This is a genomic window from Paenibacillus sp. F024 (genome assembly GCF_057814255.1).
Genome location: NZ_JBVASZ010000036.1, coordinates 1 through 25,846, shown reverse-complemented (window position 1 = coordinate 25,846; position 25,846 = coordinate 1). Strand labels below are relative to the sequence as shown.

General features: G+C 50.0%; 22 protein-coding genes. 15 read left to right on the top strand and 7 right to left on the bottom strand.

The genetic code is table 11. The features are described from left to right. The 8 genes from ACZYR9_RS23470 to ACZYR9_RS23435 all read left to right on the top strand — a co-directional run bounded on the left by ACZYR9_RS23470 (nt 1) and on the right by ACZYR9_RS23435 (nt 11,069). A complete protein-coding gene (locus ACZYR9_RS23470) occupies nt 1-1,995 on the top strand; it encodes a hydantoinase B/oxoprolinase family protein (protein ID WP_488980845.1) in 1,995 nt (664 codons plus the stop codon). Further along, entirely contained in the window at nt 1,992-2,765 is a 774-nt protein-coding gene (locus ACZYR9_RS23465; protein ID WP_488980844.1) for a creatininase family protein, read from the top strand. The genes ACZYR9_RS23470 and ACZYR9_RS23465 overlap by 4 nt, the downstream gene beginning before the upstream one ends. Before the next feature lie 226 nt (nt 2,766-2,991). Beyond that, nucleotides 2,992-3,723: an NAD-dependent protein deacylase gene (locus tag ACZYR9_RS23460; RefSeq protein ID WP_488980855.1), complete on the top strand. Its 732-nt coding sequence runs from the start codon at nt 2,992-2,994 to the stop codon at nt 3,721-3,723. Nucleotides 3,724-3,884: 161 nt separating this feature from the next. Then, nucleotides 3,885-5,537: a response regulator gene (locus ACZYR9_RS23455; RefSeq protein WP_488980843.1), complete on the top strand. Its 1,653-nt coding sequence runs from the start codon at nt 3,885-3,887 to the stop codon at nt 5,535-5,537. Then, a complete protein-coding gene (locus ACZYR9_RS23450) occupies nt 5,534-6,628 on the top strand; it encodes a HEAT repeat domain-containing protein (protein WP_488980842.1) in 1,095 nt (364 codons plus the stop codon). Before ACZYR9_RS23455 ends, ACZYR9_RS23450 begins: the two co-directional genes overlap by 4 nt. Then, nucleotides 6,618-8,066 carry a glycosyltransferase family 2 protein gene (locus ACZYR9_RS23445; RefSeq protein WP_488980841.1) on the top strand — a complete coding sequence of 483 codons (1,449 nt, stop codon included), beginning with the start codon at nt 6,618-6,620 and terminating at the stop codon, nt 8,064-8,066. The genes ACZYR9_RS23450 and ACZYR9_RS23445 overlap by 11 nt, the downstream gene beginning before the upstream one ends. Nucleotides 8,067-8,101: 35 nt before the next feature. Further along, nucleotides 8,102-10,435 carry a hypothetical protein gene (locus ACZYR9_RS23440; protein WP_488980840.1) on the top strand — a complete coding sequence of 778 codons (2,334 nt, stop codon included), beginning with the start codon at nt 8,102-8,104 and terminating at the stop codon, nt 10,433-10,435. 40 nt (nt 10,436-10,475) lie between these two features. Further along, complete coding sequence (locus ACZYR9_RS23435; RefSeq protein ID WP_488980839.1) at nt 10,476-11,069, top strand: MSMEG_1061 family FMN-dependent PPOX-type flavoprotein; 594 nt, start codon at nt 10,476-10,478, stop codon at nt 11,067-11,069. Between the two features lie 54 nt (nt 11,070-11,123). Here the strand turns inward: ACZYR9_RS23435 and ACZYR9_RS23430 are convergent, their stop codons facing one another. The 4 genes from ACZYR9_RS23430 to ACZYR9_RS23415 are packed head-to-tail and all read right to left on the bottom strand — an operon-like array spanning nt 11,124 to nt 14,479. Continuing rightward, nucleotides 11,124-12,161, bottom strand: coding sequence for a ThiF family adenylyltransferase (locus ACZYR9_RS23430; RefSeq protein WP_488980838.1), 1,038 nt, complete (start codon nt 12,159-12,161; stop codon nt 11,124-11,126). 29 nt (nt 12,162-12,190) lie between these two features. Beyond that, nucleotides 12,191-12,931: an ABC transporter ATP-binding protein gene (locus ACZYR9_RS23425; protein ID WP_488980837.1), complete on the bottom strand. Its 741-nt coding sequence runs from the start codon at nt 12,929-12,931 to the stop codon at nt 12,191-12,193. Beyond that, complete coding sequence (locus tag ACZYR9_RS23420; protein WP_488980854.1) at nt 12,928-13,557, bottom strand: ABC transporter permease; 630 nt, start codon at nt 13,555-13,557, stop codon at nt 12,928-12,930. The genes ACZYR9_RS23425 and ACZYR9_RS23420 overlap by 4 nt, the downstream gene beginning before the upstream one ends. Nucleotides 13,558-13,615: 58 nt before the next feature. After that, nucleotides 13,616-14,479 (bottom strand): ABC transporter substrate-binding protein, encoded by an 864-nt coding sequence (locus tag ACZYR9_RS23415; RefSeq protein WP_488980836.1) that lies wholly within the window; start codon nt 14,477-14,479, stop codon nt 13,616-13,618. A 197-nt stretch (nt 14,480-14,676) separates the two neighbouring features. On the opposite strand from ACZYR9_RS23415, the gene ACZYR9_RS23410 reads away from it, so the two are divergent. Continuing rightward, nucleotides 14,677-16,485 (top strand): aldehyde ferredoxin oxidoreductase family protein, encoded by a 1,809-nt coding sequence (locus tag ACZYR9_RS23410; protein ID WP_488980835.1) that lies wholly within the window; start codon nt 14,677-14,679, stop codon nt 16,483-16,485. A 47-nt stretch (nt 16,486-16,532) separates the two neighbouring features. Here ACZYR9_RS23410 and ACZYR9_RS23405 read toward each other — a convergent pair whose 3' ends face one another. Together ACZYR9_RS23405 and ACZYR9_RS23400 are read right to left on the bottom strand one after the other, a co-directional pair. Beyond that, on the bottom strand, nt 16,533-16,808 hold the full coding sequence (locus ACZYR9_RS23405) for a MoaD-like domain-containing protein (RefSeq protein WP_488980834.1): 276 nt from the start codon (nt 16,806-16,808) through the stop codon (nt 16,533-16,535). A gap of 4 nt (nt 16,809-16,812) precedes the next feature. After that, nucleotides 16,813-17,088 (bottom strand): ubiquitin-like small modifier protein 1, encoded by a 276-nt coding sequence (locus tag ACZYR9_RS23400; protein WP_488980833.1) that lies wholly within the window; start codon nt 17,086-17,088, stop codon nt 16,813-16,815. A gap of 92 nt (nt 17,089-17,180) precedes the next feature. Between ACZYR9_RS23400 and ACZYR9_RS23395 the strand changes: the two genes are divergently transcribed. From ACZYR9_RS23395 to ACZYR9_RS23375, 5 genes are all read left to right on the top strand, one after another. Further along, nucleotides 17,181-18,422, top strand: coding sequence for a molybdopterin molybdotransferase MoeA (locus ACZYR9_RS23395; protein ID WP_488980832.1), 1,242 nt, complete (start codon nt 17,181-17,183; stop codon nt 18,420-18,422). A gap of 38 nt (nt 18,423-18,460) precedes the next feature. After that, nucleotides 18,461-20,365 carry a molybdopterin biosynthesis protein gene (locus ACZYR9_RS23390; protein WP_488980831.1) on the top strand — a complete coding sequence of 635 codons (1,905 nt, stop codon included), beginning with the start codon at nt 18,461-18,463 and terminating at the stop codon, nt 20,363-20,365. A 27-nt stretch (nt 20,366-20,392) separates the two neighbouring features. Next, nucleotides 20,393-21,421, top strand: coding sequence for a GTP 3',8-cyclase MoaA (gene moaA, locus ACZYR9_RS23385; RefSeq protein WP_488980830.1), 1,029 nt, complete (start codon nt 20,393-20,395; stop codon nt 21,419-21,421). A 158-nt stretch (nt 21,422-21,579) separates the two neighbouring features. Further along, nucleotides 21,580-22,536, top strand: a complete 957-nt coding sequence (locus ACZYR9_RS23380) for a hydroxyacid dehydrogenase (protein WP_488980829.1) — start codon at nt 21,580-21,582, stop codon at nt 22,534-22,536. Between the two features lie 70 nt (nt 22,537-22,606). Beyond that, complete coding sequence (locus ACZYR9_RS23375; RefSeq protein ID WP_488980828.1) at nt 22,607-23,617, top strand: Bug family tripartite tricarboxylate transporter substrate binding protein; 1,011 nt, start codon at nt 22,607-22,609, stop codon at nt 23,615-23,617. A gap of 267 nt (nt 23,618-23,884) precedes the next feature. On the opposite strand, the gene ACZYR9_RS23370 is transcribed toward ACZYR9_RS23375, so the two are convergent. Then, nucleotides 23,885-24,085, bottom strand: coding sequence for a hypothetical protein (locus ACZYR9_RS23370; RefSeq protein ID WP_488980827.1), 201 nt, complete (start codon nt 24,083-24,085; stop codon nt 23,885-23,887). Nucleotides 24,086-24,283: 198 nt separating this feature from the next. Between ACZYR9_RS23370 and ACZYR9_RS23365 the strand changes: the two genes are divergently transcribed. After that, nucleotides 24,284-25,513: a WD40/YVTN/BNR-like repeat-containing protein gene (locus tag ACZYR9_RS23365; RefSeq protein ID WP_488980826.1), complete on the top strand. Its 1,230-nt coding sequence runs from the start codon at nt 24,284-24,286 to the stop codon at nt 25,511-25,513. Nucleotides 25,514-25,846: the final 333 nt, after the last annotated feature.

Genomic DNA, 25,846 nt, shown 5'->3' with positions numbered 1-25,846 from the left:
ATGTCAAACGACAAACCTTTGATTTTCGATGCGTCCATGTATCAGCCGCCTTTGTACAAGCCGTTCCGGCAGCAGGAGTGGCCCCGTTCAGAGGAGGAATGGGCGCGCATTGAACGCTTCAAGGCGCAGGTGGATCCTATTACTTTGGACGTCGTAGAGGGCGGGTTAGAGGCGGCGGTGGATGAGGGCGAAGCGGCTGTTGAGCTGGCAGGGCGCTCGACTATCATTCGCGAGCAGCACGATTACCGGGCTTCGATTTGTACCGTGGATTGCAACAATGTCACGTCCGTTTCCTGGGGAGCCAGTGCGGATCCGATACGCGCCCACTTTCCTTTGGAGGAGATTCACGAAGGAGACGTGTTTCTTTATAACGACCCGTACGATTCCCATGGAACCATCACTCATTTGCCCGACTACTGTGTGTGCGTTCCCATTTTTCACAGCGGTCGTCTCCTTGCGTTCACCTTGATCTTTGGTCATACCGAGGACGTGGGCGGGAGAGCGGTAGGCAGCTGGCCCACCACGTCCACCAGCATTTTTGAAGAGGGGATCCAGATCCCGCCGGTTAAACTATACAGTCAAGGGAAGGTTCAGGATGATATCTATAAGATCGTTCTTCGCAATACCCGCTTTCCGGATACGATGCGCGGAGACTTGGATGCTTTCATTGGAGCCTGCCGTCTCATTGAGCGTCAAGTAAAGCAGCTTTGCGACCGTCTCGGTGCGGATATCGTCGAAGCGTCCATGTACAAGCTGATGGATCGCTGTGCGGAGGCGGTGCGGGAGGTGATCCTTCCTATGTTTCCCAACGGGGAGTTCACGGGTGAGGACTTCCTCGACAACGATGGCATTAACCTGGGGGATCCGGTCAAGCTGATGGTCACTCTTCGCAAGGATCCCGAGAAGATCATTCTGGACTGGACGGGTACGAATCCGCAAACCGAGGGTCCTCTGAACTCGCCCAACGACGGACGCTTTTTATCCAAGTGGGTGGGCTCGTTCCTGGCTGGATTTGCACCGGGTACGGTGATCAACGAGGGGGTGACCAGGGTATTCCGCTGCGAGCTGCCGCCAGGAACCGTCCTCACATCGGAGTACCCGGCTCCTGTGATCAACCGTATGCAATGCTGGTTCCGGGGCTTCGGAGTTTATGGAGCCGCTCTTGCACAGGCCTTTGGAGGAAACGTATCGGCGGATATGCACTGCGTACAGGTATACGGCGTTTACGGTTTCGACGAAGAAGGAAAGCCATGGCTGTACCGTGAAGTATTCGGCGGCGGTTCCGGAGCGCGGACCTATGCGGACGGGACGGATGCAGTGGACATGGTGAACGATGCCAAGAACCTTCCGGCGGAATTTATCGAGCAGCGCTATCCGGTTATTGTCGAGCGGGTTGCGCTCAATCCCGATTCCGGCGGATGTGGAAAATATCGCGGCGGGATGGGCTATGTGAAGGACATTCGTATGCTTGCGGATGGGTATTACGTGACGTATGTCGACCGTACGGCGTTCGGCTGTTACGGTGTTAACGGCGGCGGTCCGGGCAAGCCTGGCGGCACTTGGCTTAATCCCGGAACGCCTGACGAGCGGCTGATTCAATTCTGCCAAGAGGGAATTCCGGTGAAAGCGGGCGATATTATCCGGGTGACAACCCCTGGCGGGGGCGGCTGGGGCGACGCGCTGGAGCGGGACGTTGAGGCTGTGCGTATGGATGTGCTGAGGCAGCTGGTTTCCATCGAAAGTGCCGAACGGGACTATGGTGTGGTAGTTCACAAGCGCATGCAGGGGCTTACCGTAGACTATGTTGTTGACGAGGAAGCCACTCGGCTGAAAAGGCAGCAACTTCGTCAAGAGCGTGCTCCTATGAAGCTGATCAACCGCGGTCCATATGCCGAAGAGAAGCGTGAAGCAGGCATAATCACCTTCAATGATGTGTTTCTTCCCCTTGCAGACAGTGCCGTACAGGAAACCTCGGGTGAAGAGCAGCCGCTATGAGCTTTGTCGAGCTGAAATATTTGACGTCGTCCGAAGCTAGAGTGATTGCGCAGGACCGCAGCGCGATCGGTCTGATCCCCATAGGTGCGCTTGAGCAGCATGGGCCGCATTTGCCTCTGGTGACGGATTCCGCATTGGCTGAAGTGTTGGCGGCCGATGTCGCGGCGCGGTGCAGTGAGCCCATCATTGTAACGCCCACAATTATGGCTAGTCTATCGGAGCACCACGTGGATTTCCCTGGCACAGTGACCTTGGATCCCAAGATACTCGGGGGCGAGATTCAGGCGTACATCACGGCATTGGAACGAATGGGACTGACACGTATTGGTCTGCTCAGCTTTCATGGCGGAAATTTTCGTTTTCTTGGCGAATATGCAGCCGGCTGCAGCAGTACATGGCCCGGCATTCAGGTGGCTGCTTATTCCGATTTCGGGCGCTTCCTAAACGTCATGTTTCAAGCCGGAATGTCGGCCGGACTCAAGCTTGCAGCTACGGACAGCCATGCCGGCGCGATTGAGACGAGTCTTGCGCTTCACGTACTAGGAGAGCACCGTGTTCGCGTGTTTGAAGCCGTCACGGGATATACGGCGGGGGAAGCGGGATGGTTGGAAACCATGCAGGCCAAGGGGGTTCAGGCTGTTAGCGCCAGTGGAGTCTTCGGGACACCGGCCGGCGCAAATCCCGCCGCCGGCAAAATCATTTTGGATGCTTTATCGGAAGAGGTCGGGGGTTGGCTAAGGGACACCTTCAAGCTGGAAGCATCAAATTAACCTCTTCCACGCTGTACGAACATAGTTCACTACGAGTACTTGACAATAACATCATAACCTGACGATTTCCGTCCTGCAGCTCAGGAGAGAAGTCGTTAGGTTTTTTTGACGATTTTTCCTCCTCTCTAGAATTAGAATAGACAAACCGGAAGAAAACATGGATAGTATAAAGAAGAACAGCTATGAATTCTGTGATGTAAACCTTGAACGCGAAAGGATTACGGCCATGGACTTTAATGAATTAAAGAACATTGTGAATCAAAGCTCTAACATCGTCTTTTTTGGCGGGGCAGGCACGTCCACCGAAAGCGGAATACCTGATTTCCGTTCATCCAATGGATTATATCAATCGGAAAATGGCGGGAAGCATCCCCCCGAGGAAGTATTAAGCCGTCACTTTTTTCTGAATCACGTTGAGAAATTTTATGAATTTTACAAGACAAAAATGATTTATCCGCATGCGCTGCCTAATCCGGGCCATGGGGTTTTAGCTGAACTTGAGAAGAGAGGGCAGCTTAAAGCTGTCATTACGCAAAACATCGACGGATTGCATCAGCTTGCGGGCAGTCAAAATGTGCTTGAGCTGCATGGTTCCGTACGGAGAAATCATTGCATGAATTGCAAAGCCTTCTATCCTTTGGAATATGTGATCTCCTCAGGCGCTCAAGTGCCGCGCTGCGAACGGTGCGGAGGGATCGTCAAGCCGGATGTGGTGCTTTATCAGGAAAGCTTGGACATGAATCTGCTGCAAAGCGCCGCAGCATACATCTCACAAGCGGATGTGCTCATCGTTGCCGGTACTTCGCTTACCGTTCAGCCGGCTGCCGGCTTAATTCAGTACTATACCGGCCGAAAGTTTATTTTGATCAATAAGAGCGAGACACCGTTTGACGGGCGGGCGAATTATATCATCTCAGACCGTATCTCTAAAGTATTGAGTGCATGGATAACGAATTAGAATCTTTCCTGGAGTGCAGGCGCAATGAGCGGAAGCCATTGCGTTTTTTTGTCAAGTCATTGAGGATCGGGCATAAGATTCTTGTATGCAGAGGTTCTGTTTTCAGGTAAAATTGTATATGTTATTATTTCTATCCTCATAACTTAGGCAGGTCCGTGTTTATGCACAAATACCAGGAAGTCTTTTTTCAGCAGTTCGACCGAACCATTGGCAAATGGCAGTCGGAAGGATCCGCAGTCCATGAATCCGAGGTGTATCGGCTGCTGCATACCATCAAAGGCAGTGCGGCTATCATTGGTTTACCGGAATGGACCGATAAAGCCATCATACTGCTCCAGCAGATTGATGAGGAAGGCGGCAAAGTCTTGTCCCTTCCGGAGATCACCCAGATCCTTGCCCCTCTGCTTCAATTACGGGCTCAAGCTGCAGCAAAGTCGGTGGATCTACAGCCGCAAAAGACCGCAGCAGCGGAGACTGAAGAAGCTGTTAGGGATTCCGTGTCCGCGTCCATTCCCTTGCCATCCAAACCTTTAGTTTTGCTTGTCGATGACGATCTGGCGCTTTTGCAGCTTTATAAAGAGCATTTGGAAATGGAAGACTGTATGGTTCTGGCTACCCCCTTTCCCGACAAAGCTGTTCAGTGGTTTTATGACTTTAAGCCGGACTGTATCGTAATGGAAGTCCTGCTTTTGGGACAAAGCGGCTATCAATTATTAAACTTGCTGCAGGACAGATCCGGAGCAATGATCGTTCCTGTCATCTTAATGAGTGCACAGCACGATAAGAGTGACCGGATCATGGCCTATGCTCTCGGAGCGGCTGATTTTCTGTCCAAACCCATTGATCCGGATGAATTCACCGTCCGTGTGATGAATAAAATCCGCCGCAAGCAAGCCATCGGCAAATATATGCTGTTGGATGAATTAACCGGCTTGTATAATGCACCCTACCTCCGAAAGGAATGGGAGCGTTACAGCCATGAAAGCTTGCAGAACGGCACCCCGCTGTATGCAGCCATGCTGGATATCGATCATTTCAGAGACATCAATCAACGGTTCGGGCATGCTGAAGGAGATGCTTTTTTAGCTCAAACCGCTGCATTCTTTAAAGACCGTCTGCTCCCTGACGAGCTTCTCATCCGGTGGGAGAAGGATCGGTTTTTACTGCTATCCAAAGGCTTGAGGCCGGATCAAGCAAAGCAGCGATGGAATGATTTGATTCACAGCTTCGCTGAACATGCGTTTGCAGCGGAAGGATTTTCGGTTAGCAAGACCTTTTGTTTGGTTTATGAAAAAATTACGGTACAGCAGCGGGTGGAGCTTCATGAGGCTCATTGGTCCGACGCAATGAAGCAAGCCAAGCTGCGGGGGCCGGGGACCGTGCTTGAGGCCGACGCAGAGCCGGAAAAAGAACCGGAGGTATGGCGCATCGCCATTCTGGATGACGATCCCATCATTCGCAATATGCTGCACCGGAGATTAAGGGATCTGGAGCTGGACGGCAAGGCGCTCGATATCCGTACTTTCGGTGACGGATCCGTTTTTTTTGAGGACGAGTGGCACCGACAGACAGCCCAATATTTAGTCATTCTGGATCGAATGATGCCCAAGATTAACGGAATAGAGGTACTGGCTCGTTTACGGGCAGGTTATCCGGCAGACCGTTACCGGATCATTATGCTGAGCGGAGTAGGAGAAGAAGAGGAAATTACCAAAGTGATGCGGTTAGGAACCGACGACTACGTGATCAAGCCGTTCCGGCTGCAGGAGCTTGAGGCGCGAATACTGCGTATTCTTCAGGGGAAGAGAGTATGAATATCGTCTACACCTTGACCGTTGTCAGCTGGTTTTGTGGGATCATGGCCGGCTTACTACTGGTTCTGTATATTTATCTTGTGTTCCATAAGTGGTACATAAACCGCTTAAGGGAAAAAATGGGCTTCTGGACGACACGCATGCAGCTTATTGATTCCCCGATCGAGCATTTTTTAAAGGACGGTACGCTATCCCGTCTTATCGTACCACGGCATCCATGGCAGCTCAAAGCCTTGGAAAATTATTTATATCACCGGATCAATGTCAGCCGTTCGCCATCCGAGATTTCGCGTATATCCCGTATAGCTGCTGAAATTTATTCGGATCGATACCGTCGATCGCTTCGCAGCCGAAGAAAGAATGTCCGTATGGATACGCTTGTTTTTATCGGTCTTTTTCAGTTAAAGGGGTTTGAACAAGAGGTCCTTCGTCTCGTTGACCATCACGGAACCACGGACAATGAGAGATGGACCGCGATTCGTGTTCTGGTCCAGCTTCAATACCAGGGGATCGTCGATTTACTTTTGGTTCAAAGTGCTGCAAGTACGTTGAAGCCGATTTCGGACCACATGTATCGGAGTGTATTGATGGCGATGCCGGAACCTATGCTTGAAAGACTGATTGAGAGAAACCCGGAAGCTCCGTACCCGCTGCGGCTGCAATTGGTTGATGTGCTTCGCATCCGCAATATCAGGTCGAAGCGGGTTTTGGCATGGTTTGAAGGGCTTCTGCATGATGAGTCGGAGGAGTTCCGGATTCGGGCCATGAAAGGCTTGGCCAATTTCGGTTACATGACGGAGTCGGCGGAGTCGGCTTTTCTGGAATCCAGTAAGGAATGGAGAAGCTACTCCTGGCCGGCTCGGCTTATGACGGCAAGGCTGATGGGAGAAATTCGCAATCCGGAATTTTTAGCGGTGCTGGAACAAATGATAGGGGATCCTGCTTATTTGGTTCGTATCGAGGCGGGACTTTCCATATTAAAATACCCTAACAGTGCTGCCAGACTCCGGCAGATCGCAGCGTTTCATCCGGATCGTTACGCCCGGGATGCAGCAGAGGAGATGCTGGAGGGGGGGCGTCATGCCGGATAATTGGGCATATTGGTTGTTTGAGTTCGGTCCGCTCGTCATTGTGATTTATGTTTTTATGGTCATGGGCTTTTATTTGTTCCTCTTTGCCATTGCGGCTCGCAAGCTTCGCAGCGAAACCAATATCCATAAGGTCCATTACGATGAACTGCTTCAATCTTCGTTTAGTCCGCCGTTATCTATCCTTGTCCCTGCATATAACGAAGAACTCAATATCGTAGAAAGCGTACGTTCCCTTCTTGGAATAAATTATTCCGGTTATGAAATCATTGTCATTAATGATGGCTCAAAGGATCGTACAAAGGACAAGATGTTGGCCGAGTTTGATATGTATGCGATTCGGCATCAGGTGCTTTGGTCGGGTCTAAAAAAGGAAACCAAGCCGATCCTCGGCGTATACCGTTCCCGTAAACATCCAAGTCTCTTTTTTCTTGACAAGGAAAATGGAGGTAAAGCGGACGCCTTGAATGCAGGAATTAATTTTTCGCATTATCCTTATTTTGTCTCGCTGGACGGAGATACGGTACTGGATACGGACGCTTTTCTTAAAATTATGAAGCCGATCGTCGAAGCGAGGCCTGGGGAAGAAATTATTGGCAGCGGCGGCAGCGTCGGCATCGCAAACGGAAGTATCATCGACCAGGGACATCTGGGCATCGAAGACGTCCGGTTATCTTCTAAGCCTATCGTGATTATGCAGGTGATCGAGTATTTGCGCGCGTTCCTTATGGGACGTATCGGATTAAGCCAATATAATATGCTGCTCATCGTTTCCGGCGCTTTTGGGGTTTTTCGTAAAGATTGGGTTCTTGAGGCCGGAGGCTATGAAGTCGGGACGATCGGGGAAGATATGGAGCTGATTGTCCGGCTGCACCGATTGATTCGCGAGAAAAAAAGCAAGGCAAAAATCGCTTATATTCCTGACCCTGTTTGCTGGACGGAAGCGCCGGAAACCTTGAGCATTTTAAAGCGCCAACGTGTCCGCTGGCAGCGGGGGCTGTTCGAGAGCTTGTGGAATCATCGCAAAATGATTTTGAACCCTCGCTTCGGCAGAGTGGGGCTCGTGGCCATGCCTTATTTTCTTTTTGTAGAACTGCTGGGTCCGGTAGTGGAGGCTCTGGGTTATATGATTTTGGCCGCAGGGTTGATATCGGGACAAATGGATATTCTTTTTAGCTTTCTGCTGATGCTTTCGATGCTTTTGTACGGATCTTTCCTTTCTATGGGCAGCGTGCTGCTGGAGGATTGGACGTTAAACAAATACAAACGTATTTCAGACGTCACCAAGCTTTTCGTCTGGGCGCTATCGGAAACGTTCTGGTACCGGCCGGTTCAGACGCTTTGGAGGCTGGAAGGATTATTTAAAGCGGTCCGGGGCAAAAAGCATGAATGGGGAGAAATGACAAGAAAGGGCATATTTATAGAAACGCCAAAAAAATAACCGGGTAGGAACTAGCAGGCAGGAGGGCAGGCTACATGCGCAGCAAGAGATCCAATCAGCGTTTGCGGCGTTGGTTCATATGGCCTTTGATCGGGAGTGTTCTCATGGCCTTAATCATAACGATTGTTCAGGTAAATCAGTTGCAAAGGGAAGCCCGTCTCAACGACATTCAAACCGTAGAGGTCAACGGAATTTCGATCCCCGCTCGGGCAGGAGATGACTATCTTCAGGTTTATCGCAGCGGGGCTTGGCATGATTACTTGATTAAAGGCGTGAATATGGGGATTGCCAAGCCGGGACATTTTCCGGGGGAAACCGCCATTACGAAGGACGAATACTACAGGTGGTTTGAACAGATAGGGGAAATGCATGCAAACACCGTCCGCGTATATACCCTGCATCCGCCCGGATTTTACGAAGCATTGAAGGACTATAACGAAGATGCCAAAGAGCCGATTATGGTTCTGCACGGGTTGTGGATCAATGAGGAAAAGCTCGTTGGAACAGGAGATGCTTTCTCGGATGAGGTGAATCCGGAGCTGCAGCAAGAGCTCCGCGATTTGGTGAATGTGATTCATGGAAAAGCGGAGTTGCCTGCAAGGACCGGACATGCCTCGGGAAAATACAGAGCGGATATTTCAAAATACGTTTTGGGCTGGGTTCTTGGTGTGGAGTGGGATCCCGAGATGGTCGTATCGACCAACCGGAAAAACGAAGGGAAGACGCAGTTTGACGGGACCTATTTTCAGACGCAGCAGGCCTCGCCATTCGAAATATGGCTGGCCGGTCTGATGGAAGACGTGGCCAAATACGAAGCGGATACATATCATTGGCAGAGGCCGTTCAGCTTTACAAATTGGGTGACGACCGATTTGCTCGAGCATCCGTCCGAGCCTTCCGAGAATGAGGATCTGGTATCTGTTGATCCGGGCAACATCGAGACGAAGCCCGCTTTATTGGGCGGCTACTTTGCCTCGTATCACGTTTATCCTTATTATCCCGAGTTTATGAATTATGATAAAACATATTCGGAATATAAGGATTTTCGCGGAGAGGCCAATGGCTATGCAGGTTATTTGAACGATTTGAAGCGGGCGCACCCTATGCCGGTATTAATTGCGGAGTTTGGGGTACCCTCCTCCCGCGGCATGACGCATCGAAACGTCAACGGCTGGAATCAGGGCTTCCACTCCGAAGCGGAGCAAGGAGCGATTAACGCCCGTTTGTTTGAAGATATCGTACATGAAAAGATGGCCGGAGGACTGGTGTTCAGCTGGCAGGATGAGTGGTTTAAACGAACCTGGAACAATATGGACCTGGACAATCCGGACCGGCGCCCTTTTTGGTCGAACGCGCAAACCAGTGAGCAGCAGTTCGGGTTGCTCAGCTTTGACCCCAACGTGGAAGACAAGCTGCTGCAGGTTGACGGAAATCCAAAGGATTGGGACCATGCGGATATTCCAGTGACGGACATGGGGAAGAAAGCTATGCTTCAGACGTTGGATTCATATGACGTACAGCGTCGTGTGGAACAGGCTGCGGCGTCAGTCGATGAAAGATATGTCTATTTCCGCCTGAATTACGGCAAGGATGAACAGCCGTTTGATTGGAAGCAGGGGCATACGATGATCCTGCTGGATACCGTACCGGATCAAGGGGAGCATCAGGTTCCGGGCAGCAGCGGACTGACCAGCGACGCTGGCTTTGATTTTGTCATTGACTTGTCCGGTCCTGACCGCTCTCGGATATGGGTGGACAGTTATTACGATCCCTTTTATTATCAATATGGTCATATGCTAAACATGATCCCGGCAAAAGAATATGCGGGTATAAAGAATAACGGTCATTTTCATCCGATTCAATTGACTTTAAACAAGGAGCTGACGTTACCCGAAAGCGGTTTGAAGCTTCCTTTCGATGCTTACGAAACCGGACGGCTCCGTTTCGGCAACAGTAATCCTGCAAGTGATCAGTACGATTCCCTGGCAGACGTCTTTTTTAATGAAAAGGAGCGCGTATTAGAGGTCAGGATTCCCTGGCAGCTGCTGAATGTAAAGGATCCGAGCACGCATGAAGTCATGAGTGATTTATGGAAGGACGGTCTTAAAGCCAAGCAAATCGTCACAGGCTTCAGGTTTGCCGTCGTAACCTACAAGCCTAAGGAAGCGGATTCCGCGCTTGGAGAAGGCGAGATCGCCTTTACTTATCCCGCTGTAAGCGATGGAAGACTGCTTGCGGAGGAGCTCGTTCCTCTGGTGTGGAATGCTTGGGAGCAGCCGCAGTACCATGAACGACTAAAGACTTCTTATTACACGATGAAGGATGTATTCCTGCGGACTTCATTGAGCAGCCTTGGAGGCAACCCGTAGATGATAAAAAGATACTTTGCAGATAAGAAGGGGGATACGAATGAACCACGAATTATGGTCGCAAGGAATCATTACCCATAGGGATGAGCTGAGAGATGTAGTAGGTTTTCCCCACGAAGCTGTAGTGAAGAAAAGCATTGCGCAAATCGATGCTCATGTCCGAAGCTATTTATCGATGTCCCCGCTTTTCTTTCTTTCAACAGCCAATAAAGACGGGAGATGCGATGTATCGCCCCGCGGCGACGAACCCGGCTTCGTCAAAGTAATAGACGACCGGCATCTGATCTATCCGGAACGTCCGGGAAACCGGCGTGTCGATTCCTTGTTGAATATATTGGATAATCCATATGCGGGTATGCTTTTTATCATACCGGGCTTGGAGGAAGTGCTAAGGATTAACGGCCGGGCGCGGATTACGCGCAGCGAGGAAGCGTTAAAAGCGATGCAATGGAGCGATGTGCCCCAATTAGGTGTCATAGTTGAAGTAGAGGAGTGCTTTATTCACTGTTCGAGAGCACTGAAGAAATCCATGGTTTGGGAAGAGGGGGCAAGACCTCTAAAGAAAGATTTGCCTTCGATGACCGAGATGTTCCATGCCCATCTTCAAATGAATGGTTTCACCATCTCAAAGTAATCTACGGAAATGAACAAGCTGGTGCGGGGAATGAACCTGCACCAGCTTGTTGTTTTAATGACTCATATATTTGGCGTACAACGATTTGGCCGTTGCGATATCCTGCGTTCCCTGCACCAGCACTCGACCGTCCTTGAATAGAACCAGCGTATAACCGTCGATGTGAAAACGAAGAAGAAAGGGATTCCGTTCTACCTTCGCGATTCTTTGCAATACGCTTTCCTCTTCTTCCAGATTTATCGTTCGTTGGCCTCTGGGAGTGATCTGAACCGTATCTCTGCCGCATAAAGCTGTAAATACCTCTTGGTCGTCCGCAGCAGGATAGAGAAACTCGAATTCCTCTCTGCCGCAAGCCGGGCAGCCGGAGTGCTTACCCTGACTGATATCCATCTGCATATGCCGGTTCGACCACAGCTCGAATTGCTCCAGGTAAGGGTTCAAATGCTGGTCTGCGCCCACCATAAGCTTTAAGGCTTCTGCCGCTTGATAGGAGGCAACGACATGGATGATCGGTCCAATGACGCCTACGGTGTCACAGGTGTCCCCTCTGCCGGACGGCGGGTCGGGGAACAGGCAGCGGTAACAGGGAGTTACGAAGGGCCGGATGGCCGCAAACATGCCTCTGGAGCTTACGGCACCGCCGTAAACCCATGGAATCCGGTGCTTGACCGCAACGTCATTGAGCAGGTAGCGAATCTGAAAGTTATCGGTTCCGTCCAGGATGATGTCTACGTCGCTCAGCAGCTTTTCCGCATTATAGGAATGAACGTCTGTCACGATGGGTTCTATAGTAACCGACGAATTCACTTTCTTTAATTTATCGGCGGCAGCGATGGCTTTGGGTGTATGCTGCTTGGCATCCTCTTCGTCGTAGAGCATTTGTCTTTGAAGATTGCTTTCCTCTACGAAATCGCGGTCGATGAGCCGCAGATACCCGACCCCGCTGCGAACCATATGGTTAGCCAGCACGGTGCCGAGCGCCCCCAGCCCGACGATTGCCACACGGCTGTTCAACAGCTTTTCTTGTCCCGATGGACCGATGGGCGGAAAGAGTAATTGCCGCGAATAGCGGGCGTGTTGATTGGGTTTCACAGGCGCCTCCTCTGACCCTTGTCCTAGGGTCAATAGATCATTTTTCCGCTGATAAAATCCTGAAGAGCTACGCTTTGAGGGGTTTCAAAAAAAGCTTGCGTAATGTTCTGCTCCACGATTTGTCCCTGATAAAGAAACAGACACTGATCGGTTAAGCGTTTGGCCTGCTGCAAATGGTGGGTAACCATCAGGACCGTCATCCGCTTCTCACGGCGTATTCGGGTAATGATCTGTTCAATCATCCATACGTTGGACGGATCCAGATTAGAGGTGGGTTCATCCAATAGAAGCAGCTTCGGCTGCAGTACGATCGCCCGCGCCAAGGCAATTCTCTGGGCTTCCCCTCCCGAAAGAGAGGTTGCTTTACGTCCCATGGCTGCCTCAAGACCCACCAGTTCCAGGGCTTCCTTTACCAGCTGCGCTTTTTTGTGGCGGGGGACTCCTCTATAGCTTAGTCCCAGCGCTACATTCTCGAAAACGGTGGTTTGAAACATAACGGGCTTCTGTGCGACAAATGCCATCTGCCTTTGTAAATGGAGACTTTTGGAATGGGAGAGAGAGGTTAAATCCACCCGGTGCCCAAACAAGGATAAAGTACCCGATTGAGGCTTCTCCAGGAAGTTCAATACGCGCAAAAACGTGCTCTTGCCGGCCCCGCTGGGCCCTACAATACCGTAAATGACGCCTTCCTCAAAGACGGCTGCGGGGACGGATAACAGCACCTGACCGCCGGCAGCAACGGTAAGGTGCTCGACTTCAACGGGTTTCATCGGAGCTTGTCCCTCCCGTTGTTCAGGTTTTGCAGTGCGCCTGCAACGAGAAAGCTGTTGAAAACAAAGCTGATGACAAGAAGGACAATGCCGATTTGCAAAGCGACATCGAAGCTTCCTTTACGGGTTTCCAGAATAATGGCGGTGGTCATCACCCGTGTCTCATGCTCAATGTTCCCTCCCACAAGCATGACCGCGCCGACTTCGGATATCGCACGGCCATAGGCTGTGGCTATGCCTGACCAGATTCCGCTTCTGGCTTCTTTAAGGATCGTCCACACCAGCTGAAAAGGCGCAGCTCCAAGGCTTTTGGCTGTTTCCCAATACGTTCTTTCCCTCGCCTGAACGGCAGACATGGTCAATCCCGTAATGATCGGAGTAACCAAAATGCTCTGAGCGATGATCATCGCCTCCGGAGTGAACAGCAGCTGAAGAAATCCGAGCAGGCCATATTTGGACAGTAAGATATACACAATAACGCCGATCAGCACGGGAGGCAGTCCCATGAAAGTAAAAACCAGAATGACGATCAGGCGTTTTCCGGGGAAGGAATAGAGCCCCAGAACCGCGCCGCAAGGGATGCCGATGAGCATCCCGACGATAATGGCTATGGTCGAAACCTGCAGGGATAATCCTATAATCTCAAGAACATCGAAGCTAAAGATTCCTTACACTCCCTTTGATTTATCTTTTTTTGGCGCTTGGGACAAACAAGCCTTTCCCGTATTTCTCCTTTCCGAACTCTCCGATCAGCTTTTGGCCTTCTGTACCAACTAAAAATTGGATAAATTCCTCTACTTCCTTGACCTTTTCGCTGGATTTAACTTGGATAACTCCATAAGGATTAAGAAGGGAGGCATCCCCTTCCTTTAAGACGACAAGATTTCCTTTGCGGGATAAGTAAGTCGCTTCATCCGTAAGCGTATAAGCGTTCTTTTCATCCGCCATCTGGAGAGTGGCCCCCATGCCTTGACCGGCTGACAAATACCAAGGCCCTTCAGGCTTGAGGCCTGCGCTTTCCCAAATCGACAGCTCTTTCTTGTGGGTCCCCGAATCGTCTCCGCGGGAAATGAAAGCCGCTTTCTTCTCAGCTATAGCCTTAAAAGCTTCAGGCGCCGCCGCCATTCCTTTAATGTCTGCGGGGTCTTCCTTAGGTCCAACGATCAGAAACTGGTTGTACATCACATCATAGGCATGGATGCCAAAGCCCGAGGCCACAAATTCATCCTCCGACTTTCTGGCATGAACGAGGAGGACGTCGGCATTGCCGTCCTTTCCTAATTGAATGGCTTGTCCTGTCCCGACCGCAACGACCTTGACTTGAATGCCGGACTTTTGTTCGAATGCCGGAATGATCGAATCCAGCAAACCGGAGTCTTGAGTACTGGTCGTCGTGGCCAGGATAATGGATCCCTTTTCTTCGGATTTAGCCGGGGCGGCGGTTCCTTGCACGGAACTGCCTGAGCTGCCGCAGCCCGTTATCACGCCTATCAAGAGCAGAAAGATAAAGAGATAAGAGAACACTATAATTCTTCTGTTCGATCTCATGCAACCATTCTCCTTATATTGTAGTTTTTCACAATAACTACGCTTTCAAATATAATGTATTACGAAGTTGCTTTCATAGCAATCTTTTTTGAAATATTTAAAGGGATGATGAAAAAAGGAGGAATTATTTAGTATATGTCGAAGTATTATGAATATTAATAATCATTTGTTCATATCAGAAATGGGAGGCGAGTTGCATGAGCTTAGGCGGTTTCAAGAACAGAGAAGTAGTGGTCGATTTAACATCCGGAACAATCAATTACAGGGAAATTAATGAGGATTTGGCCAGGAAATATATCGGCGGCAGGGGTCTTGGAGTAAAATATTTATTAGATAACGGGCCCCAAGTGGAAGCGCTCTCTCCTGAAAACATGCTATGCATCATGACCGGTCCCGTATCCGGATCAAGAACGGTCATGAGCGGCAGATTATGCGTGGTCACCAAATCTCCGCTGACGGGTACGGTAACCGACTCCCATATGGGAGGATGGACGGCGGCCAGGCTGAAATGGGCAGGGATTGACAATCTTATTTTTACAGGCAAGAGCGACAAGCCGGTTTATCTTTATATCGAGAACGGTCAAGCCGAGCTCCGGGATGCCAGTCATGTATGGGGTAAAGGAACCCGACCTACCATTCAGGCGATGAAAGACAGATACGGCAAAGAAAATCTGAGCGTGATGTGTATCGGGCAGGCCGGGGAAAACCTTGTGCGCTATGCCGGCTTCATGAACGAAAACGACCGTTCGGCAGGACGCGGGGGAACAGGTGCCGTCGCAGGCTACAAAAATTTGAAAGCTATAGTCATCAAGGCCGAGCAAAAAGGAAATATGCCGGTTCCCGCTAAAGATGAAGACTATAAGAAGGCGAATCAGAACGGTCTTAAAGCGGTGATGGAAGGCGGTCTTACCGCTCCTAAGAAAGGCGGTTTATCCGTATACGGCACCAACGTGCTGACGAGCATCATTAATGAAGTCGGGGCGCTTCCGACGATGAACTCGCAGTACACGCATTGGGACGCCTCGGAAGGACACAGCGGAGAGACGGTCAATTCGACGCTGTTGGTAGCGGACAACACCTGTCACGCCTGTCCCGTGGCCTGTAAGAAGGAAGTGGAAGTGAAAGAAGGCAAGTACAAGACCAAGGTGGAAAGCTTCGAATATGAATCGGGCTGGGCATTGGGCGCTAACTGCGGATTAAGCGATGCGGCCGCGATTTCCTATATGATCAACATGTGTAATGAATATGGCATGGATACCATTGAATTGGGGAATGTTCTTTCCGTAACCATGGAGGCGGTTCAAAAAGGTCTTATCTCTGAGAACCTCTCTTGGGGCGATGCGGATCGTATGATTGAGCTGGTAGAGCAGATGGTTTTCCGTCAAGGCATCGGTGACACTCTGGCCGAAGGACCTGTACGTGCGGCTGCGAAGTTTGGCGATCCGAGCCTGGCGATGGCTGTAAAGGGTCAATCCATTCCAGCCTATGATCCACGCGGTATTCAAGGGATCGGTCTTGGCTTTGCTACAAGCAACCGCGGAGCCTGTCACCTGCGCGGCTATACCGTAGCCAGTGAAATTGCGGGAATTCCGGAGCCGACGGACCGGCTTGTGCCCGAAGGAAAGGGAGCGCTGCTGAAGATATTCCAGGATCTTCACTCCTTCTCGGATTCGATGAACGTATGTAAATTCTCTTCCTTCTCCGAAAATGCCGATAACTATGCGCAGCAATATTCCGCAATGACCGGCGTTGACATTACGAGCGATGATGTACTGAAAATCGGGGAGAGAATCTATAATCTGGAGCGTTACTATAATAATCTTGCCGGCTATAACAAGCGCGAGGACGATTATTTGCCGAAACGCTTCACAGAAGAGCCTGCGACCGGGAACAGTGCGGGAGCGGTAAGCCGGATGGATATCATGCTGGATGAGTATTATCAGGCTCGCGGTTGGGTAGATGGCGTTGTTCCGGAGGGAAAACTGAAAGAATTGCAAATCATCTAACTAAACAAGCATAAGAAAAAAGGTGGAATCCAGATTCCACCTTTTCTTTACCCTCCCGCCCTAAACGTTTTTTTGCGGAAATCCTTAATCACAGCCTGGAGGAGCTCCTCGGACGGCGCTTCAAAATGAATGAACACAGCATTTACAATAAATACGGGAGTAAACCGGATATGGCTCTCGTTTAGAATGCGGGCCTGCCAACCGGATCCTTGGAAAATAAAAGGAAACTCAAAGGTTTGCTGCACGGCCCCTAATTCTATAAAATAACTCATCAGATGCTCGATATGTATGCCGCGAAATTCCAATGTCTGCTCTGCCGTCATCAGATTATCCTCCGGCAACGGGGGGAAAGAGAGCGAATTGGTCCTGCCCGCTGACGGGCGTCTTCAATCCATCCAAATGAATGATATTTTTTCCATTGATAAACACATGGACGAAGGGCTTGAGCTTTCGCTCATGATCAAATACTTCATCGTCCATGGCGGGATAAAGCTTGATTAAATCCTCGAGCACTTGAATGACAGTGCTTCCCTCAGGAGAAGGCACTTCAACAACTTTGTCCATGCAAATTTCACGAAAATTAGCAAAAAGTTTGACTTTCATATGGGCAGCTCCCTTCTGTGTTCATCTTATTATAATAGATTTCGTTCCGCTTTGTGTAGAGTTGTCAGAATTTTTAGCCTCAGGAGGACCGCATGAAATTCTTCAATGTAAAAACCGTAGAGGAAACGATGGCCATCATCGAAGAACAATTCACACCCATTCATAGACCTGTCCGGATATCGATCACAGAAGCGGTGGGCCGCATTCTTGCTGAGGATGTGTATTCCAAGGAACAGGTACCCTCCTTTGCCAGATCTACGGTAGACGGTTATGCGGTACAGGCGAAAACAACCTACGGCGCATCCGAATCCATGCCCGCTTTTCTGGACATCACAGGGAAAATTCTTATGGGTAAAGGAGCGGAGCTCCCGCTTTATGAGGGGCAGGCTCACTATATTCCTACGGGAGGGATGCTGCCGGAAGGCGCCGACAGCATCGTCATGATTGAGCATGTGGAAGAGATGGGCGAGCTGCTGAATGTTTACCGCCAGGTCGCGCCGGGGGAGAATGTCATCCGTGCCGGTGACGATGTAGGGATCGGGGATCTGGTCATGGTAAAAGGGAGCAGGCTGCGTCCCCAGGATTTGGGGGTATTGGCGGCAATCGGCGTAACGGAGGTTGAGGTAGCCCCCGTTCCGATTGTAGGCATTCTATCTACCGGTGACGAGATTGTTCCTCCGGAAAAAGAGTGGCTTGGCCCGGGCGAGATTCGTGATATCAACAGCATCATGATCGGCTCCCGATGGGTGCAGCTGGGGGCCAAAGTCATTTATGGCGGTATTGTTCAAGATGATTATGGCCAGTTTTTGGCTCAAGCCAAAGCTTTGTTCGACAAAGTTGATATCCTTGTTCTATCCGGCGGAAGCTCTGTGGGAACAAGGGACTTTACCGTTCAGGTGCTGGAGGCGCTGGGGGACCCGGGGGTTCTGGTTCATGGAATAGCTACGAAGCCGGGGAAGCCAACGATTGTAGGCAAATCGCAGGGCAAGCCTGTTATGGGTCTCCCGGGGCACCCGGTATCCGCTTTGATTATGCTGGATTTGGTAGGCATACCCATCTTGAGACAGCTTCAAGGGGAATCGAAAGACCTCTTGGATCGAAGAGTGAGAGCAAGAATATCGCGTAATGTTCCTTCGGCGGTCGGACGAAGCGACTATATCCGGGTACGTCTGGAAGAACGGGAGGATGGGCTGTGGGCAGTCCCCGTATTTGGCAAATCGGGATTGGTCACAACCATGGTGGAAAGCGACGGGATTATGGAGATCTCGGCGAACAAAGAGGGAATCTTAGAAGGGGAACAGGTTAAAATCAGGCTCTTTGGCAAGGAACTCTAATACCAAATGCAGACATGAAAAGCAAAAAGGAGCAAACCATGCGAAAAATCTATCTGGAAGACACTCCGCTTCAGGACGCGCAGCGTGAATTTTTGGAAAAAATCACGTTCGAGAGAAAAGTAGAGACCGTCCGGACAAGCGAAGCCTTGGGTAGAGTGACGGCCGAGCCTGTATATGCCAAGGTCTCCATGCCGAATTATCATGCTTCAGCTATGGATGGCGTTGCCGTTCTGGCGGCAAAAACCCATGGTGCGGATGAGAAGAATCCCGTACGTCTTCAGCGCGGCACGGATTATGAAATCGTGGATACCGGCGATCCGATTCCTCCCGGCTTTGATGCCGTCATCATGATCGAGCATATCCATCAGGTGGATGAGGAAACGATCGAGATCCTCGAATCCGTAGCGCCTTGGCAGCATATTCGTCCGATTGGGGAGGATGTTGTCGTCGGAGAAATGATTGTTCCGGCACACCATGCTTTAAGAGCGGTGGACTTAGGGGCGCTTCTGGCAGGAGGAAGGGTAGAGGTTCCCGTCCTGTGCAGGCCTAAGGTTGCGATCATTCCTACAGGCACCGAGCTCATCGAGCCAAGTCATGCTGTAGGACGCGGAGAGATTGTGGAATTTAACGGTACGGTATTCGCCTCGTATCTCAAGGAATGGGGAGCAGAGCCGATTTATCTCGGCATTGTGAAGGATGAGTATCATACCATTAAAGAGAAGGTGCTCGAGGCTGCCCAACTGGCTGATATTGTCATTCTTAATGCAGGCTCCTCCGCTGGAACGGAGGATTTTACGGTACATGTAATCGGTGAAATAGGCCGCGTCTTTACCCATGGTGTGGCGACAAGACCGGGTAAGCCCTCCATAACTGGCGTAGTGAACGGGACGCCGATTATCGGAGTGCCAGGGTACCCTGTTTCGGCTTATTTATCGCTTGAGTGGTTTGCGCGGCCTTTAGTTTACCATTATTACGGTCTGATCGAGCCCAAGAGAAACATCCTGCCGGTCAAGCTCGGACGCAGAATTGTCTCCGATGTAGGGGCGGACGATTTTGTTCGAATGACGGTCGGCTGTATAAATGGAGAGTATATCGCTAACCCGTTGACCCGTGCAGCCGGAGTCACGATGTCGATGGTAAGGGCGGACGGCTTGCTGCGAATTCCGGGAGGGCATATGGGCTACGAGCAGGGAGAAGTGGTGGAGCTCGAGTTGTATCGACCCAAAGAGCAGATTGATCGCACGACGGTAATCACCGGAAGCCACGACCTCTCCGTGGATGTACTGCATACGCTGCTGCGCAAAGAGCATCCGGATCGTTTCCTTGTATCCTCGCATGTAGGAAGCATGAGCGGAATCCTGGCCATCCAAAGAGGAGAAGCCCATGCAGCGGGTGTTCACTTATTCGATGAGGAAACGGGTGTCTACAACGTGCCTTTCATTGAAAAGTACCTAAAAGGACAGGACGTCGTTCTGGTTCAACTGGTTTATCGGGAGCAAGGCTGGATCGTACCGAAAGGAAATCCCTTGGGCATCCGGACAGCGGGGGATATCAGCAAGCCCCAGGTGACGTATATCAACCGGCAGCGCGGTGCCGGAACAAGACTGCTTTTGGATTACCTGCTCAAAAAAGAAGGCATCGACCGCCATGCGGTTTACGGGTATGAACGGGAAGCCATCAATCACCTTAGCATTGCTGCGGCAGTGGCCGGCGGCTCGGCGGATGTCGGATTAGGTATTTATTCCGCGGCTCAAGCGATGGGTTTGGATTTTATTCCCGTAGCGGAAGAACGATATGACCTCTTGATGAGCAGAAGCTTTTACGATAGTCTAGAGGGACAAATGCTTTTGAATGTGATTCGCTCCGACTCTTTCAAATCTGAAATGGAAGCTTTAGGAGGTTACAGCTGTCGAGAATCCGGACAGATCGTTTTCGCAAAGTAATATCGATCGTTGAGGGAGTGATAAGTCATGCAGAACCCTAAGCATCAAATCTTTGACAAGCTACAGCGCCCTCTCCGTGACTTGCGCTTGTCCGTTACGGATCAATGTAATTTCCGCTGCCGGTATTGTATGCCGGAAGAAATATTTGGGCCTGATTACACCTTCCTCCCTAAAGACAAGCTTCTTACTTTTGAAGAACTGACTCGAATTTCCCGGATTTTTGTTACTCTGGGAGTAGAGAAAGTACGGATCACCGGCGGTGAGCCGCTCATGCGCAAGGATCTGCCCAAGCTGATTCAGATGGTTTACGGAATTGATGGAGTCAAGGATATCGCCATGACCACCAACGGCTCCCTGTTGGCTAAGCATGCGCAAGCTCTGAAGGAAGCGGGGCTTCATCGTGTAACGGTAAGTCTTGATAGTTTGGACGATGGACGGTTTGGACAAATGAACGGCCGCGGATTTAAAGTATCACATGTACTCGAAGGTATCGAAGCGGCTGCGGCTGCGGGCTTGAAGGTGAAGATCAATATGGTGGTTCACAAAGGAACGAACGATCAGGATGTGCTTCCCATGGCCAGGTATTTCCGGGAAAAAGGGCATGTTCTGCGTTTTATCGAATACATGGACGTTGGCAATTCCAACGGGTGGAAGCTGGATCAAGTACTGCCGAGCCAGGAAATTGCCAAGCGAATCCATCAGGAAATGCCGATCGAACCGGTTGAACCCAATCATTATGGGGAGGTAGCCTCGCGATATCGTTACGTAGGCGAGGAACAGGAGATAGGCTTTATTTCTTCTGTCACTCAAGCCTTTTGCTCCACATGTACACGGGTAAGAGTTTCCGCCGAAGGAAAGATGTACAGCTGTCTGTTTGCTTCGGCAGGAACCGATCTGCGGGCCCCCTTGCGCGAAGGCTGGGACGACGAGGAGATTCAGAAATTGATTATGGACTTTTGGAGTCATCGATCGGACCGCTATTCCGAGGAAAGACTGTCCAACACACCTGGTCTGAAGAAAAAAACGAAAGTGGAAATGTCTCATATTGGAGGGTAGCCCGGTTGGGGGGGGGGAGAATAAGTTCTCTCCTCTCTTTTTTTGCGAAATTCTGCATAATATATTGTCATACAAATTAAATTGTCATAAAATATGATTGTTAAGTTGGAAATACATAGTAGGTATAAAACAATCTTGTCAGTGGAGGAGATTTGCCGATGAAGTTTAAAGTGCTGATTCCGCAAGACGTCTCAAATGAGGGAAAACATTATTTGCTTGAGCGCGGCTACGAAATCAAGATGGGTTCCGGAACAACAGAGGACATCCTCAAAGAAGAGGTAAAGGATTGCGACGCGGTTTTGGCAAGGTCCGAAAAGTACAGCGCAGAGACGTTAAGAGCCGGGAAAAAACTGAAAGTCATTGCCAGACATGGAGTCGGTTATAACAACATTGATTTGAAAGCGGCTACAGAGCTTGGGATTTATGTCACCATCGCTCCTTTGTCCAACGCGATTTCAGTGGCCGAGCATTCATTGGCCCTGATGCTGGCTTTGTCTAAAAACCTTCTTGTGCAGGATCACGAGCTGAGAAAGGGAAATTTTGAAATCAGAAATCAGTTGAAGGGAAGCGATCTGGAAGGAAAAACGTTAGGCCTGATTGGACTCGGGAGAATCGGTTCCATTTTGGCGAGAAAAGCGGCGAGAGGATTGGATATGAAAATCATTGGATATGATCCATACATCCGGCCCGAATCCTTGATTCCCGAAATCGAGCTGGTGAACGACTGGGAAACCATCTTCCGTCATTCGGATTATGTCAGCCTGCATCTGCCATATACCCCGGAAAATAGAGGAATTATCGGAATGAATGTTTTCAAGCAGATGAAGAAGACTGCCTGCTTGATTAATGCGGCCAGAGGTGAGTTGGTCAATGAAGATGAGCTGGCACAAGCCTTGCAGGAAGAAATCATAGCGGGTGCAGGCCTGGATGTATTCGATCCGGAACCTCCTGCAATAGATCATCCGCTTTTTAAGCTGAATAATGTCATCGTCACTCCTCATAATGCAGCGTTAACCGTGGAAGCCATGCAAAGAATGTCGCTGCATGCCGCGATGAGTATCGATGAAGTGCTTTCCGGCAAAACACCGAGCTGGCCTGTAAATATGGTGGGTTAAACGGTAATGCTTTTCATTCTGTTACATCGATGTAGTAATCATTTCAATATAAATATATGGAGGAGTTCATATGAAACTTAGAAAACGCTTACTTCTCTCGGTCATGGCCAGTACGGTGCTCGCTGTTGGAGCTGTGGGGTGTTCCAAGGCACCTGAAGCGCAGCAGCCGGCAGGCGAAGTGAAGAAGTCCGATTATCCTCAGAAGGATATTGAGTTGGTGGTTGCTTATGCTGCTGGAGGCGGAACGGACGCCATTGCCCGATTTGTCGCCCATGCAGCCAGCAAGTATTTGCCTAACGGCAAAAATATTGTGGTATCCAACAAACCGGGTGCCGGCGGGACGGTTGCTCTTGCTGAAGTAATGCAGGCTAAGCCTGACGGATATAAGCTGGGTTCGGTTACGACAGGGAACCTGGCCATTGCTCCGAATTATGGAAAAACGCCTTTCAAATCCGACAGCTTTATTCCGATTGCTCAGTTTAGCGCTGTTCCTAATGTGCTTGTGGTTCAGACGGAGACTCCGTGGAAGACCTATGATGAATGGCTGGATTGGGTTAAAAAGAATCCCGGCAAGTTTCCTTACGGTACCGGCGGAGCGGGGGGGACCCAGCATTTGGCAATGGAAGGACTTAACGAGCTCGAAGGCGTCCAAACCAAGCATGTCCCGTTTGAAGGTGCTGCGCCGGCATTAACCGCATTGCTCGGCGGTCACGTACAAGGGGCTATCGTGAATGTGAATGAGGCCAAACCGCATGTGGATGACGGTAAGATGCGAGTCCTCGCCAATTTGGGCACCTCCAAAATCGAAGCGTATAAAGATGCGATGTTCTTAAAGGATAAAGGCTTTGTAGGCTTGGATAGCTGGTCGGGCTTAGTTGTCCCGAAGGATACACCAAAAGATATTGTAGACACACTCCGTGATGTGTTTAAAAAGGCGATGGAGGAACCAACCATTAAAGAAGAATTCAACAAGCTCGGAGTTGAACCGGTATATGCTGATGGCGATCAGTTTGCCAAAGTGGTCGCTGATTCAAATAAGCTAACCGGAGAACTGGTCAAGAAGCTGGGTATGGCGAATTAAATCAGGCACTGGCACCCATCGGCGATGGCGTGCAAATGGACAACCCATTTGACACGCCATTTTTCTTTTCTTCTCAAGGGATGTATCATGTTTATCACTTGAAATGGCACGGCTTTGGCTCAAATGAAACTATATTCGTTGCAGCAGCTACAACGATGGACAATCCAATTCAAATATGGGACCGATACACAAAAAGAAGAACGCAGTCTTCAAATTCCGGATAAATAAAAAAGCTTGGTCATTTGACCAAGCTTGTACTTGAATTCATCACTTGGATTCGTTCTGTCTCGTACGTCCGCCGTTCATATACCCTCTGGCTATACGGGAAGCCCGGATGGTAGACACGATAATCAGTGTCTCATCCCGGGTCATATTCCGGCCTTCATACGAAAAATCGGATAAATCAGCAATTTGCTCATCCGTATATTTGTCAAACAAGTCGATTAACATCTCGATATTATGATCCATATCCGTTTTCTCCTACGATGTTTGTATACTACCAATATTATTACAGAAGGCAATGAAATTCGTCAACCGAACCGGGAAATGTTCACATGACGACCTGTTATTTTGTGTAATTAAAGCAACTATTTCTATGATTTATTCGTCTTTAGGAAAGGAAAAGAGTTTACTATCTTTATATTTTTATCTTTGGAGTGATTCTTTATGCGAAAAGGAACGATCGTTGGAATACTTGTTCTGGCGCTGATCGTGTCTGCCGGCTGCCAAAACCGTACAGAGACCGCGAGACCGGAGAGGAATGACGGTGGTTCGGAGGTGAATCCTCAGCAGCAAGCTGGAAAATCTATTTCACCGCCGACAGAGGGCTCAACCTCGGGAAAGAACACGGAGCTGAATCCGGCCGCGCCGGCAGCAAATGATATACAAATGGGAAAAATAACGGCAGTACGGATTGCCAATCCGGATTCAGGCTGGGTTGGCGGAGATGGCTGGATCGCCAGAACCGATGATGGCGGCCAAAATTGGCAGGTCCAATACCAGGGCCCTGGGACTGTAAATCAATTGTTTGCATTGAACACTCAAGTGGCATGGGCGGCTGTAACTGAAAATACGGAGCGGAATGAACGAGTCTTGTTAAGCACTGCGGATGGAGGACAGCATTGGACACTGTCAGGTAAGGTGCCGAATCAAGGTTTTTTGCATTTTGTCTCTGCACAGGAGGGGTATAGTGCAAATGCAAAAACGACGGATGGCGGACAAACCTGGAGCCATCTGCCGGTTCCTGATCATATGGCAGGCGATGCCTACTTCCACGACAAAGATCACGGATGGGCGGTAACGCAAGATAAAGGCATATTCAAGGTTAATCGAACCACGGATAGAGGCTATACGTGGCAGATCGTGATGTCACGCAAGACAGATGCTGCGCTTAACGGTGCACTGATCCGCTCGGCTGGAGCGGATGATGCGTGGGTCGAATGCATCGGGGACTCCGGGATGACGCAAACCTCGTATTCCTTATTTCACACTTCCAATGGGGGACAGCAGTGGCAGACGGTAATTGCGAATGCCACGGCGGGAGCCGGCCCTGCTCCGGGGATTCTGATGAACGGTTCAGATAGTGCCCGAAATACGGGAGCTCAGCCCGGTACCTTGTATGTGGTGAGTCCCGAAGCAGCTTACATGGGCGGCAAATGCATGGCATGTGATAAGCCGAATACTATGGGATGGACAACAGACGGCGGAAAAACGTGGATGAACGGCAAGCAAGCGTTTGAAGGCTACGGTGAGCAGCTGGTCGCTATTGCAGATGAAAATCACGGCTGGTGGATCTGCACGGACAATACGGAGCCATCGGTGATGTACAGTACTTCGGATGGGGGGGAGCATTGGATAAAAGTCCATGGCTTTGACCCGCCAAAATCCGACTTGTGAAGCGGTTCAATAACAAATATATGCCATGGATAAGAACCCGTGACGACCGGCGGGTGCAGCATGGGTTTTTGTATGTCAAAAATTCTTGTATTTTTTGTCAACCCGTGTTACGTTCAATGTTAATCGAGGTAATTTTCTTTCCGTCTTGTTATTCTATCAAATAGATGTTGTCTCGTTGCCTTCTAGAGTAAAGGTACCTAATTTTTTGCTTCTTCGCTATAGTTCGTTGCTGAGGTCTGCTTAATAGGTTGATTGTCAATACTGCTGAGTAAGAACATTACTAGGGCGGGATGAACAATGTGGACCTCCGCAAGCAGTAAGGATAATCTGATT

What these genes read in the sequence shown, in the direction of transcription:
- ACZYR9_RS23470 (WP_488980845.1), top strand. Translation starts at nt 1, where the DNA reads ATGTCAAACGACAAACCTTTGATTTTCGATGCGTCCATGTATCAGCCG.
- ACZYR9_RS23465 (WP_488980844.1), top strand. Translation starts at nt 1,992, where the DNA reads ATGAGCTTTGTCGAGCTGAAATATTTGACGTCGTCCGAAGCTAGAGTG.
- ACZYR9_RS23460 (WP_488980855.1), top strand. Translation starts at nt 2,992, where the DNA reads ATGGACTTTAATGAATTAAAGAACATTGTGAATCAAAGCTCTAACATC.
- ACZYR9_RS23455 (WP_488980843.1), top strand. Translation starts at nt 3,885, where the DNA reads ATGCACAAATACCAGGAAGTCTTTTTTCAGCAGTTCGACCGAACCATT.
- ACZYR9_RS23450 (WP_488980842.1), top strand. Translation starts at nt 5,534, where the DNA reads ATGAATATCGTCTACACCTTGACCGTTGTCAGCTGGTTTTGTGGGATC.
- ACZYR9_RS23445 (WP_488980841.1), top strand. Translation starts at nt 6,618, where the DNA reads ATGCCGGATAATTGGGCATATTGGTTGTTTGAGTTCGGTCCGCTCGTC.
- ACZYR9_RS23440 (WP_488980840.1), top strand. Translation starts at nt 8,102, where the DNA reads ATGCGCAGCAAGAGATCCAATCAGCGTTTGCGGCGTTGGTTCATATGG.
- ACZYR9_RS23435 (WP_488980839.1), top strand. Translation starts at nt 10,476, where the DNA reads ATGAACCACGAATTATGGTCGCAAGGAATCATTACCCATAGGGATGAG.
- ACZYR9_RS23425 (WP_488980837.1), bottom strand. Translation starts at nt 12,931, where the DNA reads ATGAAACCCGTTGAAGTCGAGCACCTTACCGTTGCTGCCGGCGGTCAG.
- ACZYR9_RS23415 (WP_488980836.1), bottom strand. Translation starts at nt 14,479, where the DNA reads ATGAGATCGAACAGAAGAATTATAGTGTTCTCTTATCTCTTTATCTTT.
- ACZYR9_RS23410 (WP_488980835.1), top strand. Translation starts at nt 14,677, where the DNA reads ATGAGCTTAGGCGGTTTCAAGAACAGAGAAGTAGTGGTCGATTTAACA.
- ACZYR9_RS23405 (WP_488980834.1), bottom strand. Translation starts at nt 16,808, where the DNA reads ATGACGGCAGAGCAGACATTGGAATTTCGCGGCATACATATCGAGCAT.
- ACZYR9_RS23400 (WP_488980833.1), bottom strand. Translation starts at nt 17,088, where the DNA reads ATGAAAGTCAAACTTTTTGCTAATTTTCGTGAAATTTGCATGGACAAA.
- ACZYR9_RS23395 (WP_488980832.1), top strand. Translation starts at nt 17,181, where the DNA reads ATGAAATTCTTCAATGTAAAAACCGTAGAGGAAACGATGGCCATCATC.
- ACZYR9_RS23390 (WP_488980831.1), top strand. Translation starts at nt 18,461, where the DNA reads ATGCGAAAAATCTATCTGGAAGACACTCCGCTTCAGGACGCGCAGCGT.
- moaA (WP_488980830.1), top strand. Translation starts at nt 20,393, where the DNA reads ATGCAGAACCCTAAGCATCAAATCTTTGACAAGCTACAGCGCCCTCTC.
- ACZYR9_RS23380 (WP_488980829.1), top strand. Translation starts at nt 21,580, where the DNA reads ATGAAGTTTAAAGTGCTGATTCCGCAAGACGTCTCAAATGAGGGAAAA.
- ACZYR9_RS23375 (WP_488980828.1), top strand. Translation starts at nt 22,607, where the DNA reads ATGAAACTTAGAAAACGCTTACTTCTCTCGGTCATGGCCAGTACGGTG.
- ACZYR9_RS23370 (WP_488980827.1), bottom strand. Translation starts at nt 24,085, where the DNA reads ATGGATCATAATATCGAGATGTTAATCGACTTGTTTGACAAATATACG.
- ACZYR9_RS23365 (WP_488980826.1), top strand. Translation starts at nt 24,284, where the DNA reads ATGCGAAAAGGAACGATCGTTGGAATACTTGTTCTGGCGCTGATCGTG.